The organism is Rhizobium sp. ZPR4 (assembly GCF_040215725.1).
GTDB classification, from domain to species: Bacteria; Pseudomonadota; Alphaproteobacteria; order Rhizobiales; family Rhizobiaceae; genus Rhizobium; species Rhizobium rhizogenes_D.
Genome location: NZ_CP157967.1, coordinates 2896121 through 2914678 on the forward strand (window position 1 = coordinate 2896121; position 18558 = coordinate 2914678).

19 protein-coding genes and 1 tRNA gene are annotated in these 18558 nt (G+C 61.0%); 10 read left to right on the forward strand and 10 right to left on the reverse strand.

Going from position 1 to position 18558, the window contains the following annotated elements; translation table 11 throughout:
- Positions 1-82: 82 nt before the first annotated feature.
- From cobT to ABOK31_RS14210, 3 genes are all read right to left on the reverse strand, one after another.
- Entirely contained in the window at positions 83-1984 is a 1902-nt protein-coding gene (gene cobT / locus ABOK31_RS14200; RefSeq protein WP_174177904.1) for a cobaltochelatase subunit CobT, read from the reverse strand.
- 17 nt (positions 1985-2001) lie between these two features.
- On the reverse strand, positions 2002-2991 hold the full coding sequence (gene cobS / locus ABOK31_RS14205; RefSeq protein ID WP_113231585.1) for a cobaltochelatase subunit CobS: 990 nt from the start codon (positions 2989-2991) through the stop codon (positions 2002-2004).
- Positions 2992-3302: 311 nt separating this feature from the next.
- Positions 3303-3923, reverse strand: coding sequence for a DnaJ domain-containing protein (locus tag ABOK31_RS14210; RefSeq protein WP_349956435.1), 621 nt, complete (start codon positions 3921-3923; stop codon positions 3303-3305).
- A gap of 108 nt (positions 3924-4031) precedes the next feature.
- Here ABOK31_RS14210 and ABOK31_RS14215 point away from each other — a divergent pair, with 108 nt between their 5' ends.
- Positions 4032-4319, forward strand: a complete 288-nt coding sequence (locus tag ABOK31_RS14215) for a BolA family protein (protein ID WP_174177906.1) — start codon at positions 4032-4034, stop codon at positions 4317-4319.
- A gap of 18 nt (positions 4320-4337) precedes the next feature.
- Here ABOK31_RS14215 and ABOK31_RS14220 read toward each other — a convergent pair whose 3' ends face one another.
- The 3 genes from ABOK31_RS14220 to ABOK31_RS14230 are packed head-to-tail and all read right to left on the reverse strand — an operon-like array spanning position 4338 to position 7368.
- Positions 4338-5648 carry an HlyC/CorC family transporter gene (locus tag ABOK31_RS14220; RefSeq protein ID WP_113348336.1) on the reverse strand — a complete coding sequence of 437 codons (1311 nt, stop codon included), beginning with the start codon at positions 5646-5648 and terminating at the stop codon, positions 4338-4340.
- Positions 5648-6778, reverse strand: coding sequence for a 3-dehydroquinate synthase (aroB, locus tag ABOK31_RS14225; RefSeq protein WP_349956436.1), 1131 nt, complete (start codon positions 6776-6778; stop codon positions 5648-5650). The genes ABOK31_RS14220 and aroB overlap by 1 nt, the downstream gene beginning before the upstream one ends.
- On the reverse strand, positions 6775-7368 hold the full coding sequence (locus ABOK31_RS14230) for a shikimate kinase (RefSeq protein ID WP_174177910.1): 594 nt from the start codon (positions 7366-7368) through the stop codon (positions 6775-6777). Before ABOK31_RS14230 ends, aroB begins: the two co-directional genes overlap by 4 nt.
- A 160-nt stretch (positions 7369-7528) precedes the next feature.
- Between ABOK31_RS14230 and ABOK31_RS14235 the strand changes: the two genes are divergently transcribed.
- From ABOK31_RS14235 to ABOK31_RS14255, 5 genes are all read left to right on the forward strand, one after another.
- On the forward strand, positions 7529-7696 hold the full coding sequence (locus ABOK31_RS14235) for a hypothetical protein (RefSeq protein ID WP_174177912.1): 168 nt from the start codon (positions 7529-7531) through the stop codon (positions 7694-7696).
- Complete coding sequence (xerD, locus tag ABOK31_RS14240; RefSeq protein ID WP_349956437.1) at positions 7693-8682, forward strand: site-specific tyrosine recombinase XerD; 990 nt, start codon at positions 7693-7695, stop codon at positions 8680-8682. Before ABOK31_RS14235 ends, xerD begins: the two co-directional genes overlap by 4 nt.
- 63 nt (positions 8683-8745) lie before the next feature.
- Positions 8746-9699, forward strand: a complete 954-nt coding sequence (locus tag ABOK31_RS14245; protein WP_174177915.1) for an acetyl-CoA carboxylase carboxyltransferase subunit alpha — start codon at positions 8746-8748, stop codon at positions 9697-9699.
- Between the two features lie 230 nt (positions 9700-9929).
- Complete coding sequence (locus ABOK31_RS14250) at positions 9930-11243, forward strand: L,D-transpeptidase family protein (protein WP_349956438.1); 1314 nt, start codon at positions 9930-9932, stop codon at positions 11241-11243.
- Complete coding sequence (locus ABOK31_RS14255; RefSeq protein WP_349956439.1) at positions 11236-11469, forward strand: sulfurtransferase TusA family protein; 234 nt, start codon at positions 11236-11238, stop codon at positions 11467-11469. Before ABOK31_RS14250 ends, ABOK31_RS14255 begins: the two co-directional genes overlap by 8 nt.
- Before the next feature lie 120 nt (positions 11470-11589).
- Here ABOK31_RS14255 and ABOK31_RS14260 read toward each other — a convergent pair whose 3' ends face one another.
- Together ABOK31_RS14260 and ABOK31_RS14265 are read right to left on the reverse strand one after the other, a co-directional pair.
- Positions 11590-12783 (reverse strand): GTP-binding protein, encoded by a 1194-nt coding sequence (locus ABOK31_RS14260; RefSeq protein WP_349956440.1) that lies wholly within the window; start codon positions 12781-12783, stop codon positions 11590-11592.
- Between the two features lie 117 nt (positions 12784-12900).
- A complete protein-coding gene (locus tag ABOK31_RS14265; protein ID WP_349958957.1) occupies positions 12901-14019 on the reverse strand; it encodes a D-alanyl-D-alanine carboxypeptidase family protein in 1119 nt (372 codons plus the stop codon).
- A gap of 241 nt (positions 14020-14260) precedes the next feature.
- On the opposite strand from ABOK31_RS14265, the gene ABOK31_RS14270 reads away from it, so the two are divergent.
- The 3 genes from ABOK31_RS14270 to ABOK31_RS14280 all read left to right on the forward strand — a co-directional run bounded on the left by ABOK31_RS14270 (position 14261) and on the right by ABOK31_RS14280 (position 16400).
- Positions 14261-15421 carry a M20 aminoacylase family protein gene (locus ABOK31_RS14270; protein ID WP_349956441.1) on the forward strand — a complete coding sequence of 387 codons (1161 nt, stop codon included), beginning with the start codon at positions 14261-14263 and terminating at the stop codon, positions 15419-15421.
- 123 nt (positions 15422-15544) lie between these two features.
- Positions 15545-15621, forward strand: a tRNA-Arg gene (locus ABOK31_RS14275).
- A 131-nt stretch (positions 15622-15752) separates the two neighbouring features.
- Entirely contained in the window at positions 15753-16400 is a 648-nt protein-coding gene (locus ABOK31_RS14280; protein ID WP_349956442.1) for a GNAT family N-acetyltransferase, read from the forward strand.
- Here ABOK31_RS14280 and ABOK31_RS14285 read toward each other — a convergent pair.
- Together ABOK31_RS14285 and ABOK31_RS14290 are read right to left on the reverse strand one after the other, a co-directional pair.
- Positions 16336-16797, reverse strand: a complete 462-nt coding sequence (locus ABOK31_RS14285; RefSeq protein WP_349956443.1) for an Ivy family c-type lysozyme inhibitor — start codon at positions 16795-16797, stop codon at positions 16336-16338. The two genes, ABOK31_RS14280 and ABOK31_RS14285, sit on opposite strands and share 65 nt — an antisense overlap.
- A 72-nt stretch (positions 16798-16869) precedes the next feature.
- Entirely contained in the window at positions 16870-17136 is a 267-nt protein-coding gene (locus ABOK31_RS14290) for a BON domain-containing protein (protein WP_075853728.1), read from the reverse strand.
- A gap of 201 nt (positions 17137-17337) precedes the next feature.
- On the opposite strand from ABOK31_RS14290, the gene dxr reads away from it, so the two are divergent.
- Complete coding sequence (dxr, locus tag ABOK31_RS14295) at positions 17338-18531, forward strand: 1-deoxy-D-xylulose-5-phosphate reductoisomerase (RefSeq protein WP_349956444.1); 1194 nt, start codon at positions 17338-17340, stop codon at positions 18529-18531.
- Positions 18532-18558 lie beyond the last annotated feature (27 nt).

Sequence of the window (18558 nt, forward strand, 5' to 3'; positions counted from 1 at the left end):
CCACAGCGGCCTGAAGGAGGAGTGCCGCCGGCTGGAAAAGGCACCGGCCGCAAGGCCGATGCCGGAAGGAGCGGCAGCGGGCTCAGCTGGCGCGGCGCATGCGCGAGCGCGGCATGCTCGTCTGGTCTTCGAAGAGCGAAGCAAGCTGTTCGGTCATGGCGCCCGCAAGCTCGTCGGCATCGACGATGGTGACGGCACGACGATAGTAGCGCGTGACGTCATGGCCGATACCGATGGCCAGCAGTTCGACGGGCGAACGCGTTTCGATCTGGTCGATGACAGCGCGCAGATGCCGCTCCAGATAATTGCCCGGATTGACCGACAGCGTGGAATCATCGACCGGCGCACCGTCCGAGATCATCATCAGGATGCGGCGCTGCTCGCGGCGACCGAGCAGGCGATTATGCGCCCAGATCAGCGCCTCGCCGTCGATGTTTTCCTTGAGCAGGCCTTCGCGCATCATCAGGCCAAGATTGCTGCGAGACCGTCTGTAGGGCTCGTCCGCGGACTTGTAGATGATGTGCCGCAGGTCGTTCAGACGGCCCGGTGTCTGCGGCTTGCCGCTGGCAAGCCACTTCTCGCGCGCCTGCCCGCCCTTCCAGGCCTTCGTGGTGAAGCCGAGGATCTCGACCTTGACGCCGCAACGCTCCAGCGTACGCGCCAGAATATCCGCGCAGGAGGCGGCAACCGTGATCGGCCGTCCGCGCATCGAGCCGGAATTGTCGATCAGCAGCGTCACGACGGTATCGCGGAACTGCGTATCACGCTCCATCTTGAAGGACAGTGCCTGCATCGGGTCGATGATCAGGCGCGGCAGGCGTGCCGGATCGAGGTAACCCTCTTCCAGATCGAAGTCCCAGGAGCGGTTCTGCTGCGCCATCAGGCGACGCTGCAGACGGTTTGCAAGCCGTCCCACGGCACCCTGCAGATGCGCAAGCTGCTTGTCGAGAAAGGCGCGCAGGCGCTCGAGTTCGGCCGTGTCACAGAGCTCCTGCGCGGTCGTGGTCTCGTCGAACTCCTCCGTATAGACGTGATAGTCGACCTTCTCGTTGAAGTCGGCGAAAGGCGTGTTCGGACGGCGGGTTTCACCCGGCGTTTCCGAATCCTCCTCGCCCTCTTCGCTCATGTCGTCGTCGGAGATCTCGCCGCCGTCTTCGGTCGCGCCGTCTTCCATCTGCTCGTCGGAAGCTTCGCTGTCCTCGGCTGGCGCGGCATCGGAGCCTTCGTCTTCCTTGACGTCGTCGTTATCCTGGTCTTCGCCGTTCGGCTTGTCTTCTTCGCTCGCCTGCTCTTCGCTGTCGGGCTCGGATTGCTCGTCGCCATATTCCTCAGCCATTTCCATGGCCGTCAGAATATTGCGAACGACACGGGCAAAGCTCTGCTGGTCATTGATGGCAGAAAGCAGGTTTTCGAGCTGGCCGCCGGTCTTTTCCTCGATGAAGGGACGCCAGAGATCCAGCACCTTGCCGGCGCTTTCCGGCGGCTTCTGGCCGGTCAGTTTCTCGCGCACGATCATCGCCATGGCTTCGCCGATCGGCGCATCTTCCTGCCGCTCGATGCCGGAGAAATTCGCCTTGGCGTATTTTTCCGTATTCATCGAGTTGATGTTGGCGGCAACGCCGCTCATGCGCAGCGAGCCGATCGATTCGACGCGTGCCTGCTCGACGGCATCGAAGATGCTGCGGGCATCCGCGCCCTGAGGCGCCATGACGGCGTGGACGCGCGCATCGTGACAGGCGAGCCGCAAGGCCATCGAATCGCCAAGCCCGCGGGTCACCGCGAGCTCATGGGCTGTCGGCCGCTTCGAAAGCTCCGGCAAGCGGATGCGCTCGCCGGTCATCCCCGGGCGTTCATTGGCGAATGCCACTTCAACCTCGGCATCGCCGGCGATCGAGCGCACGCAGCCCGTGATCGCCCGGCGTAACGGCTCCATGTCCACCGGGGCACCCGGCTTCGCTTTGGAATTATCTCCGCGACCTGACATGATGTGTCGGCTTTTCCTTAGGCTTCGAGCACGATGTTGGCTGCACTTTCCTTCAGCTCGACGCCGAAGGCGCGCTGATAGTGCTCGGCGACCAGCGGCCGCTCCAGCTCGTCACACTTGTTGAGGAAGGTGACGCGGAAGGCAAAGGCGACATCGCCGAAGATTTCCGCATTCTCGGCCCAGGTGATGACGGTACGCGGGCTCATGACGGTCGACAGGTCGCCATTCATGAAGGCCGCGCGCGTCAGGTCGGCAACGCGGACCATCTTGGAGACGGTGTCGCGGCCCTTGTCGGTACGGAAGGATTTCACCTTTGCCAGCACGATATCGACTTCGTTGTTGTGCGGCAGGTAGTTCAGCGTCGTCACGATCGACCAGCGGTCCATCTGCGCCTGGTTGATCTGCTGCGTGCCGTGATAGAGGCCGGTCGTGTCGCCAAGGCCGATGGTGTTGGCGGTCGCAAACAGGCGGAAGGCCGGGTGAGGACGGATGACGCGGCTCTGGTCGAGCAGCGTCAGGCGGCCCGAGGATTCCAGCACGCGCTGGATGACGAACATCACGTCCGGACGGCCCGCGTCGTATTCGTCGAAGACGAGCGCGACATTGTGCTGGTAGGCCCAGGGCAGGATGCCGTCCTTGAATTCGGTGACCTGCAGGCCATCCTTGACGACGATCGCATCCTTGCCGACGAGATCGATACGGCTGACGTGGCTGTCGAGGTTGATACGCACGCACGGCCAGTTGAGGCGCGCGGCGACCTGCTCGATATGCGAGGATTTGCCGGTACCGTGATAGCCCGAGATCATCACGCGGCGGTTGTGAGCAAAGCCGGCGAGAATGGCGAGCGTGGTCTCGCGGTCGAAGAGGTAGTCCGTATCGAGGTCCGGCACATAGGCGCTGCCCTGGCTGTAGGCCGGAACGCGGATATCGGAATCAATGCCGAAAACTTCACGGACCGAAACGGTGGTATCGGGAACTTCGGAAATATCAAGGTCAATCTTGCTCATCATGTCTCCAGGGCGGGTGGCTCTCACCCTGCCATATCAAACTCAGCCGATTTTTTTCCGAAACGCCGCAGCTTGTTGCCCGCATCCGTTCGGTCGGAACAGCGGCGATACTTCTCCGGGACTAAAGCAAAATCTCGGCGCGATTGCATGATCGCTTGCGAGCATCCTTGAACAGAGTCCCCGGACAAGAAACGCCGCGTCCGGAAAGTTGACCGAGGTGCAGCCAGCCAAATGCGCACCCTGCCGCGGTTGCCCGCAGCCTCAGCCGATTTGGACCATACCTGATTGAAGGCGGAGAGCAAGGACGGGAATTAACAAAAACCGTTCTGCTTCAATAATTGATAGGCCTGAATTACCGCGCGAAAACGTTCCTCCGATCCGCGGTCACCGCCATTGGCATCGGGATGGTGCATTTTCACCAATTCCTTGTAGCGGCGCTTGATTTCCGGAGCCGAGGCATTGGCGCCAAGGCCCATGGTATCGAACGCTTTCGCTTCCAATGTCTTCAGCTTGCGCTGCTGCGGAAAACGCGGGCCGCGCCCCTGCCCTTCGCCTTCCTTGACGAAGCCGAACGGATCGCGGACGCGGGAATAGGAACCCGATCGGATATCGGAATGAAGCGGGCTGTTCTTGGCAGCCCTGTTGACCCCCACGGTCCAGGTCGGACGATGGCCGGTAATGGCTTCCTTCTGGTAGCGCGCAATTTCCCCGTCCGAGAGGCCGGAGAAATAATTGTAGCCCTTGTTGTATTCCTTGACGTGCTCGAAGCAGAACAAAAAGAACTGACCTTCCGCATTGCGCCCGACCGGGGCGCGATGCGTACCGTGTTTGTCGCAGCCGTCCCACTGGCATGTCGGCGGGCCTTGCTCAGGCTCCTGCGCGCGCTTGCGGCGAGTGCGGATGCGATCGAAATATTTTGAATCAAGTCTCATGGCGTCCTAATTATGGGGCCTTGGATACCCCACAACAAGAATTGACAAACAGGAATGTTATAGGCTTTGTGGGAGCTTTTTTTTCGTGAGCGAGGTCGACGCGGGAATATGGAAACGACACTGCAATCCCGCATTGAGCGGAAGCTCCGAGACGCTTTCGCGCCCGAGCGCCTTGCCGTCATCAATGAAAGCCACCTTCATGCGGGTCACCAGCCCGACATGACCGGGACCGGCGAAACTCATATAAGAGTTCGCATCGTTTCCGCCAAGTTTTCCGGCATGCCGCGCCTTGCGCGCCACCGCGCGATCAACGAGCTTTTGAAGCCGGAACTGGATGCCGGCCTGCATGCACTGGCGGTGGAACCGGCTGCTCCGGGAGAGACGGTGCGCTGGTAGGCTGCCTGCAAGCCGGCTTTATTCCGGCTTTGCCTCTTCCGTCTCGGCGGGCCGGATGCGCAGCTTGGTGATGCGGTTCTTTTCCCGTTTCATGACGATGAAGCGTTTGCCGTAGAAGGTGAAGGCCTGCCGCTCTTCCGGGATGGTCATCGATTCGTGGATGACGAGGCCGGCGATCGTCGTTGCCTCTTCGTCGGGCAGATCCCAGTCGAGCGCCCGGTTCAAGTCGCGAATCGGCACGACACCGTCGACGACGATCGAGCCGTCTGCTTCCTGCCGCACGCCCTGGATGTCGAGATCGTGCTCGTCGGCGATGTCACCGACGATCTCCTCCAGAATGTCTTCCAGGGTGACGATGCCCTGCACCTCGCCATATTCGTCGACGACGACGGCAAAATGCTGCTTGCGGCGCAGGAAGGCGTTGAGCTGGTCTTCGAGGTTGGTGCTGTCGGGCACGAACCAGGGCTTTTGCGCGATCTTGACGATATCGAGGTTTTCCGGCTCGACATTGCGCTCTGCCAGCGCCCGCAGCAGGTCCTTGGCATGCACGACGCCGATGATGTTGTCGATCGTGCCGCGCCAGAGCGGCATGCGCGTATAGGGGCTGTCGAGGATCGCGCGCACCACCACCTCGGGCGGATCGTCGGCATTGATGGCGCGCATCGCCGTGCGGTGCACCATGATATCGGAAAGCTCGAGTTCGCCGAGATCGAGCACGCCGCCCAGACGGTCGCGATCGGCCTTGACCACCGAACCCTCGCGGTGAAGCAGGTCCACGGCGCCGCGCAGCTCCTCATGCGCCGACAGCATCGACACCTCCCTGGAGAGGTTGATACCGAACAGACCGAGGATCCAGCGGACGATGGCATTGACGAAACTCGAGATCGGGCCGACGAAGGCAACGAACAGCCGCACCGTGCCGGCGACGTTGAGCGCGAAGCGATCCGGCGTCGAAATCGCCCAGCTCTTCGGCAGCACTTCGGCGAAGATGACGAGAATGACGGTCATCGCCGCCGTCGCCAGCGCCACGCCTGAATTGCCAAACAGCCCGAGGAAGACGCTGGTCGCCAGCGAAGAGGCCAGGATGTTTGCGAGATTGTTGCCGATGAGGAGAGCGCCGATCAGCCGGTCGCGCCGCTCGATCAGGCGCCGCACGATGCCAGCCTGCTCATCGCCATTGGCTTCGAGCGTGTGGATGCGCGTGCGCGAGACGGCGGTCAGCGCCGTTTCCGAACCGGAGAAGAATGCCGACAATAGCACGAGCACGACGATCGAGAGGATCTCGGGCCAATATTCCAACAATACAGCCAGCGTGCCCTCGACCGTCATCAGGGATGTTTTTCCTTCAGGAAACTCAGGACTTCGGAAGACGGCACATCATCGGCAACGAAGGATTGGCCGATGCCGTGCGTGAGAATGAAGGTGAGTTTGCCGCTCTTGACCTTCTTGTCCTGCGCGATCGCATCCATCAGCGTTTCGGCCGGCGGCAGCGCGCCGGGAATTTCGCCCATGCGGGTCGGCAGACCCACGGCCTTCAGATGCGCCTCGACACGCTTCGCATCGTCAGGGCTTGCGAGATTGAGGCGCGAAGAAAATTCATGCGCGAGCACCATGCCGATCGCAACGCCTTCGCCATGCACCAGCCGGCGGCTGTCATAGGCGGTGGCCGCTTCCAGCGCATGGCCGAAGGTGTGGCCGAGATTGAGCAGGGCACGCGGCCCGTTCTCGCGCTCGTCGGCAACGACGACATCGGACTTTGCCTGGCAGCTTGCCGCGATCGCCTCGATACGGGCAGCGCCACCCGAGAAGACGTCCCTCCAGTTCGCCTCGAGCCAGGCGAAGAAATCGGGCTTGTCGATCAGACCGTATTTGGCGACTTCGGCGTAACCGGCGCGGAATTCGCGCGCGCTCAGCGTATTCAGCACTTCGGTATCGGCAAGCACGAGATCCGGCTGATGGAAGACGCCGACGAGGTTCTTGCCGTGATGGGTGTTGATGCCGGTCTTGCCGCCGACGGACGAATCCACCTGCGACAGCAGCGAGGTCGGAACCTGGACGAAACGAACGCCGCGGCGCACGATGCCGGCAGCAAAGCCCGAGAGATCGCCGATAACGCCGCCGCCAAGCGCGATCACTGCATCGTTGCGCTCGACGCGCGCGGTTAGCACTGCATCGCAGACGGTGATCAGATGCTCGAAACTCTTGGTCTTTTCACCGGCGGGTAGGACGAGGCTGGAGGCCTGGATACCGGCCGCTTCAAGGCTGGCAACCAACGCATCAAGATAGAGCGGCGCCACATTTTCATCGGTGATGATAGCGGCCTTGCGGCCTTTCAGCCGCGCGGCGATCTCTTGGCCTGCACGCGCGATCAGGCCGGAACCGATCAGGATGTCATAGGCGCGCTCGCCGAGAGGCACGCGCACGAGACGCTCTGCGGAAGCCGGTGTGATCGCATTCATGGTATTTTGCTTTCTGCTTTCTTTCCCTCGGCGATGGCGGCAAGGACTTCCTTGACCATGATATCCTTGTTCACATCGCGAGAGAGAACCGTGATATCGGCTTCCGCGTAAATGGGATAGCGCGCATTCATCAGGTTCTCGAGGGTCTGTTTCGGATTCTCGGTCTTGAGCAGAGGGCGCGTGTCACGCTTGTTCACCCGGTCCCACAGCACGTCGAGATCGGCCTTCAGCCAGACGGAGAGGCTGCCGCGCTTGACATGCAGCCGCGTGCTTTCGTTGATGAACGCGCCGCCGCCGGTCGAGACGACACGCGGGCCGCCCTTGAGGAGCCGCTTGATGACGCGCGTTTCCAGCGCCCGGAACTCCAGCTCGCCGTAAGCGGCAAACAGTTCGGCGATCGTCATGCGCGACACGCGCTCGATTTCGACATCCGTATCCACGAAAGGAAGGCCGAGCTGCTGCGCAACGGGCCGGCCGATCGAGGATTTTCCTGCTCCCATCAATCCCACGAACACGAGATTGCGTTGACCCAGCGCAGCGCGCGCCCTGTCTTTAAGACTTTCGGCAAGGGTCAGGACTTGTTCACTCATCGGCCCATTCACAATTTCTTTGGAAACGGTATCGTCAAATGCACCGGTAGCGTCAAGACGCCGCTGTCGTAAACGTGTCTGCAATATCCTTCAGCTAACCCTTGAAGGACATAATTATTGCGCATCGCCGCGCCAATGAACGGCGAAGGAGAGTTTTCGAATGCCAACCCTGTTTCGCTTCCTTGTCATCTGCGCGGTCATCGCCGGATCGATATATGGAGCGATGTGGGCCCTGGTGCTCTTCGTCGATCCCCAGCCCCGTGATGTGACGATCCGCATCGCCCCCGAGCGCATCAACCCGCCGACGACAGGCTCGCTAAAACCATGAGCGCGCAAGCCGAGAACATGCGAGCGGGCAAGAGAGATCTGGGGCGAGTGCATCTGGAAGCCTTTCTGGAGATGATGAGCGCCGAGAGAGGCGCCGCCGTCAACACGCTGCAATCCTACGAGCGTGATCTCGACGATCTCCATTCCTTCCTGTCCGAACAGGGCGTGCGCCTGACGGAAGCCAGCTCCAGCGATCTGGGCGCCTATCTTTCCAGCCTGTCGAGCCAGGGCTTCAAACCGTCCTCCCAGGCACGCCGGCTCTCCGCCATGCGGCAATTCTACAAGTTCCTTTATGCGGAAGGTCTGCGTACCGACGATCCGACAGGAATCCTCGATGCCCCCAAGAAGGGCCGCGCCCTTCCGAAGACGATGGGCGTTAATGAGGTGACGAGGCTTCTGACGCAGGCGGAAGAGGAAGCGGCGGTCGAAGGGCCAGATCAACTGCAGCGCCTGCGCATGCTGGTGCTCCTGGAAATGCTCTATGCCACCGGCATGCGCGTAAGCGAGCTCATCTCTCTGCCTGCGAAGGTGCTGGATCAGGAAGGCCGCTTCCTGATGATCCGCGGCAAGGGCAACAAGGAGCGGCTGGTGCCGCTGTCGCAGTCGGCCATTTCGGCGCTGAAGACCTATGGACGGCTGCAGGCCGAGATTGCCGCGAACGCCAAGAACCCTGCCCCCGAAAGCCCATGGCTTTTCCCCGCCGCCTCCAAGCAAGGCTACCTGCCGCGTCAGGTTTTTGCACGCGATCTCAAGGACCTCGCCATCCGGGCCGGCCTGACACCTTCGATGATTTCGCCGCATGTGATGCGCCATGCCTTCGCGAGCCATCTTCTCGCCAATGGCGCGGACCTGCGCGTCGTGCAGGAACTTCTCGGCCATTCGGACATTTCGACGACGCAAATCTACACACATGTGCTGGAAGAACGCCTTCATCAGCTGGTCCAAACGCATCACCCCCTTGCCAAACAGGCAAAAAAACAGGATTAGGACCGGCATACAGGCTGAAGCCGCCGTCTCTCGTAACGGGCAAAAGGATCGGAAACGCACCTCATGCACAATTATCTGGACTTCGAAAAACCCATCTCGGATCTCGAAGGCAAGATTCACGAGCTCAAGAAACTGGCGAGCGAAGACGAAAGCATCGACACGTCCGAAGAAGTCGGGCGGCTTGAAATCCGTGTCCGCGAGGCGACGGCCGATATCTATTCCAAGCTTAACGCGTGGCAGAAGACCCAGGTCGCCCGTCATCCGCAGCGCCCGCATTTCGTCGACTATGCCAATACACTGTTTACGGAATTCACGCCGCTGGCCGGCGATCGCCAATTCTCAGAAGACGCCGCCATCCAGGCAGGCTTTGCCCGCTTTCGCGGTCAGCCGGTCGCTCTCATCGGCCAGGAAAAAGGCAACGACACCAAGAGCCGCCTGAAACACAATTTCGGTAGCGCCCGGCCGGAAGGCTACCGTAAGGCGATCCGCATTCTCGAAATGGCCGACCGCTTCCAGTTGCCCGTCATCACGCTGGTCGACACCGCCGGCGCTTATCCGGGAGTCGGCGCTGAAGAGCGCGGCCAGGCCGAAGCGATCGCCCGCTCGACCGAGATGTGTCTCGGCGTGAAGGTGCCGATCATCTCCATCGTCATCGGCGAAGGTGGCTCCGGCGGCGCCATCGCGATCGCCGTCGGCAACCGCGTCTATATGCTCGAACATTCGATCTATAGCGTCATTTCGCCCGAAGGCGCGGCCTCGATCCTGTGGCGCGATTCAACGCGCGCCAAGGAAGCCGCGACCAACATGAAGATCACGGCCGATGATCTGAAAGGCCTCGGTGTCATCGATGGCATCATCTCCGAGCCAGTCGGCGGCGCGCATCGCGATCCGAACGCGGTGATAAGCTCGGCCGGTGAGACGATTGCGAACGCGCTCGCGGAACTTTCCAGCCGTTCGGGCGAACAATTGCGGAGCGACCGCCGCCAGAAATTCCTCAACATCGGTCGCAATCTCTAAGCAGCATTCGGAAAAAGTGATCGCTGAAAGCGGGAATGAGGCCAAACCTTGGCCACATTTCCGTTATCGAAGCTTTTATGGCAAAGAAAAGCTTGCCGGCGCGCCGCGGGCACGTCATAGGCTGGTAAGGAATTTTCAAGTATAAGCCGTCTATGATTCCGTTTCATGCTTCGAGGGGAGTGGCGAAACAGATCGAGCTGCCACTCTTCGCATTTATGGGCTAAGTCAGAATGCGCATCCGTCACCTTGCCTATGTTTCCCTGATGGCGCTGGCCCTCGCCGGCTGCAACGACGCGCTGGACACCGCGTCGATCGACTTGTCGAAGGTGAAGAACAAGGTCGAACAACCGCTTCCGAGCCATATCCTTGCTGACATGGCCAAGAAGGGCATGGACCGCAATTCGCCGATCATGATCCGCATCTTCAAGGAAGAAGGTGCGATGGAAATCCTGAAGGCAAACCAGAACAATCGCTTCGAGGTCATCGCGGATTACAAGATCTGCGCCTGGTCCGGCCGTCTTGGCCCGAAGGTGAAGGAAGGTGACCGGCAGGCGCCGGAAGGCTTCTACATGCTGACGCCGGCCAACCTGAATCCGAATTCGAAATATTATCTCGCCATCAACACCGGCTTCCCGAACCGCTACGATGCCGCCAACGGCCGCACCGGCGCCGATCTGATGATCCATGGCGCCTGCTCGTCGTCGGGCTGCTATTCGATGACCGACCAGCAGGTACTCGAGATCTATGCCTTCGCGCGCGACGCCTTCAAGGGTGGCCAGAAGGCAGTTCAGCTCGAAGCCTTCCCCTTCCGCATGACGGCAGAGAATATGTGGAAGCACCGGCTGAGCCCCAATATCGAATTCTGGAAGATGCTGAAGGTCGGCTACGACAATTTCGAAGTCACCAAGCGCCCGCCCGAGGTTGAGGTCTGCGAGAAGAAATACGTCTTCAACCAGCAGGCCAGCGGCCCGTTCAACGCCGGCGGAAAGTGCCCTGTCATGACGACGCCGCCCGCCTTGCAGACAGCGCTTTCGACCTACGACAAGCAGTATCAGGCGGACTATGCCACCGCGTCGAAGAAGTTCGATGGCATGGCCTGGTACGATCCGAGCGAAGCCGAGCGCAAGGCCGTCGTCGCCAAGCAGCGCAAGGGCCACGATATCGCCTATGCCCCCACAGGCACCGCCCTTGCCGCCGGCAAGATGATGAAGGTCGCCGATCTCGAATCGATGATGTCCAACCAGTCGGGGCAGCAGGTCGCGCGCGGCGGCACCGTCCTCAGCCCGACGGCCAATCCGGCAACCGCAAGCATCCGCGTGGCGACAGCGACACCTGCGCCGGCCGGTCCCGTCGCAACCACGCAGCAGCCCGCGGCCGGTCCGGTCGTTGCAGCCAACGTTCCAGCGAATGTGCCGATCCCAACGGCAAACCCGATGAACCCCGGCCTTGATGCACTCGCCTATTCGCCAGCGCCCGCCGTCGAGACTGCGCAAACCGAGGCCAAAAAGCCGCCTTTCTGGAAATTCTGGGCGAAGAGTGAATAGTCCGGATACCGAGACCTACGATCTGCGTGGCCTGAAATGCCCCTATCCGGCGATCAAGACGGAAAAGCGCCTGCGCGGCATGGCAAGCGGCGCGACCTTGATCGTTGAAACGACGGACCCGCTCGCCGTCATCGACATTCCCCATCTCTGCAATGAAAAAGGCTATGCGCTTCTCGTGAGCGAGAAAACCGACGGCGGCCATCGCTTTGTGATCCGCAAGGGCTGATTGGCTAAGCTTTGGCCATCCTCGCGGTTCCGAGGGGCGCTCCGCTCGCACCTCACCCCGAGGCGGCCCGCAAGGCCCTCAAAGGACGAAGCGGGTTGCCCAGAACCCATTAGCGTAAAACTAAAACTTCATCCCCGGTACGGCGAGCGGGTTGTCCTGCAGCGCCGCCCTGTCGGGCGTATCGACGCGCGGCTTGCTGAGGAAAGCGTCGAACAGACCCTTCACGAAATCCTCAGGCAGGTCCTTGGTGATGATGACCATGCGCGTGCGCCGGTCTTCCGGATCGGGCCAGGCCGGCAATCGTTCGGGTGCATGGAAGATGTTCTGCACGCCATGCAGCACGACAGGACGCTCCGGCCGGTCGGACACGGCAACGATCGCCTTCATGCGCAGGAGCTTTTCGCCGTGCGCCGAACGTAGGAGATCGATGAACATCTCCAGCGCCATCGGATCGATGGGCTGGGTCTCGACGATCGAGAAGGACCGGATCGAACCGTCATGGCGAGTGACATCGTGAGCGTGCTGATGCCGATGGCCGTGGTGGTGCCCATGATGGTGATGATTATGACCATGGTCACCATGATCGTGGTGATGATGGTCGTGGTCATCATGGTGATCGTGATGATCGTCGTCCGCCTCCAGCTCGTCCTGCAGCCAGCGGCCGACATCGGCGATCTTGGACGCCGGATCATAGAGGCCGTTGATGAGGATGGCGGCGCGGCCCGCCTCTTCGCTGTCGGCGTTCAGGATCTGCGCGCGCGGATTGAGCGCCCGAAGACGGCTCTCCAGCTGCGCTTCCGGCACGGCGCCGGCAATCCCTGTCTTGGACACAATCAGCCGGTCGGCAACCGCCACCTGCTTGCGCGCCTCTTCGTGATTGTCGAGCGTCTGCAGGCCATTGACGGCGTCGACGACGGTGATGACGCCATCGAGATCGAAATTGGTCGCGATGATCGGATTGCCCATGATCGATTGCATGACGGGAGCCGGATCGGCGAGCCCGGTCGTTTCGATGACGACGCGCTTCAGCGGCCGGATGCGGCCGGTCTGCATCGCATCCATGAGGTTTGCCAGCGTATCCACCAGCTCGCCGCGCACCGTGCAGCACAGGCAGCCATCGGACAGCTCGATGATGGCATCGCCGGAGCTTTCCACCAGCAGATGGTCGATGCCGACATCGCCGAACTCGTTGATGATGACGGCCGCGTCGCGCATGGCCTCGTCCTTGAGGATGCGGTTGAGCAGGGTCGATTTACCCGCACCGAGAAAGCCGGTCAGGATGGCAACCGGCACTCTTTGCTGCGAAACGCTCATGAGCAATATCCGATACTAGAGCAATTCCAGGAAAAGTACGGAGCGGCTTTCCGTCCGGAATTGCGTGAAAACAAAGAGACAGAGCGGTTCAGAGTCTCCGTGAAAAGCTGAATCGCTCTAGAAAGTGGGACGCGGCATGGGGATCGGCACATTGGCCCCGCCGCCGGAAATCGCGATCTTGTTGTCCTTCGTCGCCTTGTCGCCTCTGGCCGTCACATCGTCCTTGTCGCCCTTCGCGGCCGTCGCGATATCCTGGCCGCCGATCAGGCCGGCATAGACGAAATTGGGCTCATGATCCATTTCATGGATATAGGGCGACTGTACCTTGGTGCGGCCAAAGGGATCGCGGGTTTCGCTGCGCGCCTGCGCACCCTTGGTGCTGCAGATGTCGGCGGTGACGTCGGCGACATCGTCCGAAAGCGGCGTGTCGGGCCGAAGCGTCGCCAGCGTGTCCCGGGTCGAAAGCTGGTTCTGGAACCCCTTTTCCAGGAAATTGGCGGAATCGTCGGCGCGCGCCGCCAGGCTGTCCGTGCCGAGCACGACCGAGATCAACGTGCGGCCGTTACGGGTGGCCGAGGCAATCTGGTTGAAGCCGGCCGCGCAGATGAAGCCGGTCTTCATGCCGTCGGCGCCGTCGAAGCGGCCGATGAGCATGTTGATGTTCGGCACCTGCTTGACGCCGTTGGTGAAGCCCTCAAGCGAGAAATAGCCCGCATATTGCGGAAACTCGCGGCGCAGCGCGACGCTCAGGATGGCAAGGTCACGCGCCGTCGTATATTGCCCCTTGCCGGGCAGGCCGTTCGGATTGATGAAATGCGAGTCGCGCATGCCGAGGCGGGCGGCTTCCGCATTCATCCGCGCCACGAAGCCCTGCTGCGAGCCGCCGACCGTTTCGCCGACAGCCATGGCAAGATCGTTTGCCGATTTGACCAGCATCATCTTCAAGGCATTGTCGAGCGTCATCTTCTGCCCGGGCTTGAAGTACATCTTGGCCGGCGGCTGCGCGGCGGCAAGCTTCGACATGACGACGGGCGTATCGAGCTTGATCTGGCCGGACTGGAGGGCGCGGAAGGTGACGTAGCTCGTCATCAGCTTGGTCAGCGAAGCCGGATACCAGCGGCGAAACGCCTCCTGCTGGTCGAGGACGCGGCCCGTGCTGACATCGACGAGAATATGCGGATTGGCTCCGGCCGTCTCGGCGGTCGACAGAAAAAGCATGGATGCTGCTGCGGCCATAGGAACGAGCCGCAGGGCGGCATACAAACGATTCTGCTTCGTCGGCACGATCTATCCTTCAGAAGTCCGGAATTTTCTCGAAAGCTTCGTCTATTTAACCTATATGGCTAGGAGAAGGCAAAGGCGATTGACGACTTTATTTCCCGGCGGCACGCCGCAAGGGCCACGACAAAACGGCCGGGCTTGCGCGACGGATTCGTGAGTTGAACCAGAATCGATATTGATCAGTAGGAAAATCAGCATGCCGATCTTGAACAGAGCCGCAGAACTCCAGGGCGAAGTGACCGAGTGGCGCCGCCATATCCATGCGCATCCGGAGCTTCTTTATGCGGTGGAGAATACGGCGGCTTTCGTGGCCGAAAAGCTGCGCGCCTTCGGCGTCGACGAGGTGGTGACCGGCATCGGCCGCACCGGCGTCGTCGGCCTGATCCGCGGCAAGGGCGAAGGGCGCACGATCGGCCTGCGCGCCGACATGGATGCCCTGCCGCTCACCGAAATCACCGGCAAGCCTTATGCTTCCGAAACCCCCGGCAAGATGCATGCCTGCGGCCATGACGGCCACACCGCCATGCTCTTGGGTGCCGCGAAATACCTCGCCGAAAACCGCAATTTCAACGGCAACATCGCCGTCATCTTCCAGCCGGCCGAAGAAGGCGGCGCCGGCGGCGACGCCATGGTCAAGGACGGCATGATGGAGCGCTTCCAGATCGCCGAAGTCTACGGCATGCACAATATGCCGGGCCTGCCCGTCGGCCATTTCGCCATCCGCAAGGGCGCGATCATGGCCGCGACCGATGAATTCACCGTGTCGATCAAGGGCGTCGGCGGCCACGCCGCCATGCCGCACAGGACGATCGACCCGATCGCCATCGGCGCACAGATCGTCTCCAACCTGCAGCTCATCGCCTCGCGCAGCGCCGACCCGCTGAAATCGGTGGTGGTTTCCGTCACCAAATTCAACGCCGGCAATGCGCATAACGTCATCCCCAACGACGCGAGCCTCGCCGGCACCGTGCGCACGCTCGACCCCGAGATGCGCGACCTTGCCGAGCAGCGCTTCAGGCAGATCGTCTCCGGCATCGCCGCCAGCCACGGCGCCGAAGCCGAGATCGAGTTCCAGCGCAATTACCCCGTCACCTTCAACCATGCCGACGAGACCGATCATGCGATCGCGGTGGCCGAAGAAATCGCCGGCGCCGGCAACGTCATCCCGAATATCGACCCGATGATGGGCGGCGAGGATTTCTCCTACATGCTGCTTTCCCGCCCCGGCGCCTTCATCTTCGTCGGCAACGGCGATAGCGCCGGCCTGCACAACCCGGCCTACGACTTCAACGACGAAGCCATCGCCCACGGCATTTCCTACTGGGTGCGGCTCGCCGAACAGCGTCTCAACGCCTGAGGCTGCATAATCACCCCGCGCAGCCTCCAGGGCCGCGCGGGGGCCAACGCTCAAGACAGATTGTCTCCACGACGCAAAAGGGCTTGGCTTCGGGCCTTTGCTTTTGTATGGATCATGCCGAGTGGTCTCGTAGCTCAGCAGGATAGAGCATCAGATTCCTAATCTGAGGGTCACGCGTTCGAATCGCGTCGAGATCACCATTTTCCAGCTTCATATGACCGCATGATCGAGATTGCAGAGACGATTTTGCATTTCGCTTCACCAAGACAGTAATGTTCAGCTTCGAATATCATCTCCACATCGCCGATAATTGCGATTAGAGGATGCGAAATTGGAAGAATATCAGGCTTCAACGAGTGCAAACGATTTGTCCCTTGTTGAGCCAAGCCTGCTCAATTTACAGGGTTTTGAGCACGCGCTCATGCGCGGATGGTCACCCGATCCCCGGCGTCAGCAAGACAAGCCGTTCGTTGAAACCGAACTGAGAGCGCTTAGACAAGACCGGCAAGCTTTCCTGACCCGGCTTGCAGCTGGCGAAGTCGTCGCCACGTCCGTAGCGAACCGGGATCCTCAACGCCTGACGATCCAACCGTTCTGGATCTGGGACGGAGCCTTTTGCGGCTGCATCACATTTCGTTATTTGCCCGGAACGATGCAATTGCCCTTACATGTGCCGGGTCACGTGGGCTACTCCATCGTTCCTTGGAAACAAGGTCGCGGATATGCAACGCAAGCACTGCGACTTCTGTTGCCGATCGCGGATCGCGCCGGCTTCGTCAAGATAAGCATCATCTGCAACGAGGATAATCTTGCATCGAAGCGGGTTATCGAGAAAGCTGGCGGCGTGCTCTGCCGCGAAGGCACGGATCCATCTGATTCCCCGGACATAACAAAGTTATTCTACGATCTTCCAACTATTGGTAATCGAACGCATCCGGATGGTTCCCCAAACTGCCGGTCAGCGCTGCGTAGAGGATAGTCCGACCATCGATCGCTTCATTGCCGGGACCGATGTTCATCCAGGTCAGCTTTTCGGATACGGTTTTCTGGTCGGCGACCCGAAGTACGCCGTACATGATCTTCTTGCCGGGATCGTATAGAACGGCGATCTGCTCGTCGCCGCAATCATGCTGCTTGCAGGCGCTCATGACATAAACCTTGTCTCCCTCGAACATGACCTCGTTGCCGGGGGATTCGACCGTCTTTCCGTTGATCCAGTCCGGCAGCCGATGCCCTTCCGCCATCGCCTTGAAGGCGGCGCTCGCGGTCGGGTCCGAGGCAATTTCGCGAAATGTTGTGGGATGATCTTGCACGGATGCGCTTGTGGCGGACGATAGGATGCTGGCGAAGGCCGCGGCCATCATGAGCTTTTTCATGCGTCTCCCCCGAAGATGGAACCAGGTTAAGTCCGTACTGGACGCAGGATAAACGAGGACTGAAGCTTGCGCTCACCCCACCGCGATCCTGTTCCTCACAAGCCGCACGCCGGGAATGGATTCCGCAACCGCGGTTGCCCGCTTCACCTCCTGATATGTCGCGACCGAGCCATCCAGGCGGATTTCCTGGCCCGCAGCAGTCACAGTGACATCGGAAGCATCGATTCCGCCGGCAACGGCTAGCGCATTGGCAACGGCAGATTCCAGCGCCGAGCGCCGCGCCTGCTCGTTTTCCAGATAAAGTTCCATGCCGTGAAAGGTTGCCGCCTTAAAAACCATCCGTGACCCTCCGCATTCGAGTGGTCGGAAAACGCGGCACATCGCATTTGGTTCAAAAAAGGCGAAAAAATATCGCCAAATCAGTAATTTCGCCTCTCGCGCGCATTTTCGGTTGAGCTGAGGTTGCATAGCGGCGGACTTGCCGCTCCCGGCAATCCCCTGTAGAGCCATGGGAGAACAGCAGCAAATGCGGATACCTGAATGAACACCGGCAGCACGGCGCGTCGTCGCCTGACGATATTGGGTTCGACCGGCTCCATCGGCCAGAATACGCTCGACGTCATCGCCCAGCTGGGCGGACGTGAGGCCTTCGATATCGCCGCCATCACCGGGCATGACAATATCGAGCTGCTGGCCGCGCAAGCCAAAGCCTGCGGCGCGGCTTTCGCCGTCACCGCCAAGGAAGAGCGCTATCAGGATTTGAAGGATGCGCTCGCAGGATCGGGCATTGTTGTCGGTGCGGGCAAGAATGCCTTGATCGAAGCCGCCTCCATGCCCTCGGACTGGGCGATGGCGGCGATCGTCGGCACCGCCGGCCTTGCGCCGACGCTGGCAGCCGCGCGCCGCGGCGCCGACATCGCGCTTGCCAACAAGGAATGTCTCGTCTCCGCCGGCGATCTTTTCGTGCGCGCCGTTTCAGAAGGCGGCGGCCGGCTGATCCCGGTCGACAGCGAACACAGCGCCATTTTCCAGGCACTAGAAGACGATCAGCAGCATGCGGTCGAACGCATCATCATCACCGCATCGGGCGGCCCCTTCCGCACCTGGACGCGCGAGCAGATGGCCAATGTGACGCCGGCGACCGCCCGCGCCCATCCCAACTGGTCGATGGGCTTCAAGATCTCCATCGGCAGCGCCTCGATGTTCAACAAGGCGCTGGAGATGATCGAAGCCAAGCATCTCTTCAATGTGCGGCCGGATCAGATCGAAGTCGTCGTTCACCCGCAATCCGTCATTCATTCCATGGTCGGCTATACCGACGGCTCGGTGCTGGCGCAGCTCGGCTGTCCGGACATGCGCACCGCCATCGGCTATGCGCTCACCTACCCCGCCCGCACCAGGCTCAGCGTCGACCGCCTGGATTTCGCCAAGCTTGCTCGCCTCGATTTTGAGGCGCCGGACGAGGTTCGCTTCCCGGCGCTGCGTCTTGCCCGTACCGCTCTCGAACGTGGCGGCTTGCAGGGCGCAATCATGAATGCGGCCGAGGAAATCGCCTTCCACGCCTTCGTGGATGGGCGCATCGGCTTCCTCGAAATGGCCGATATCGCCGAAGCCGTCATGGACGAGATGATCGCGACCGGCAGCGCCGAAAGCATGGATGCCGTCTTTGCCGCCGACGAGGAAGCCCGCAGCCGCGCGGCCGTGCTCGTCGCCCAGCGGGAAAAGGCAGCCTGAACTTCATCGCCGACAAAGCCTCCGGAC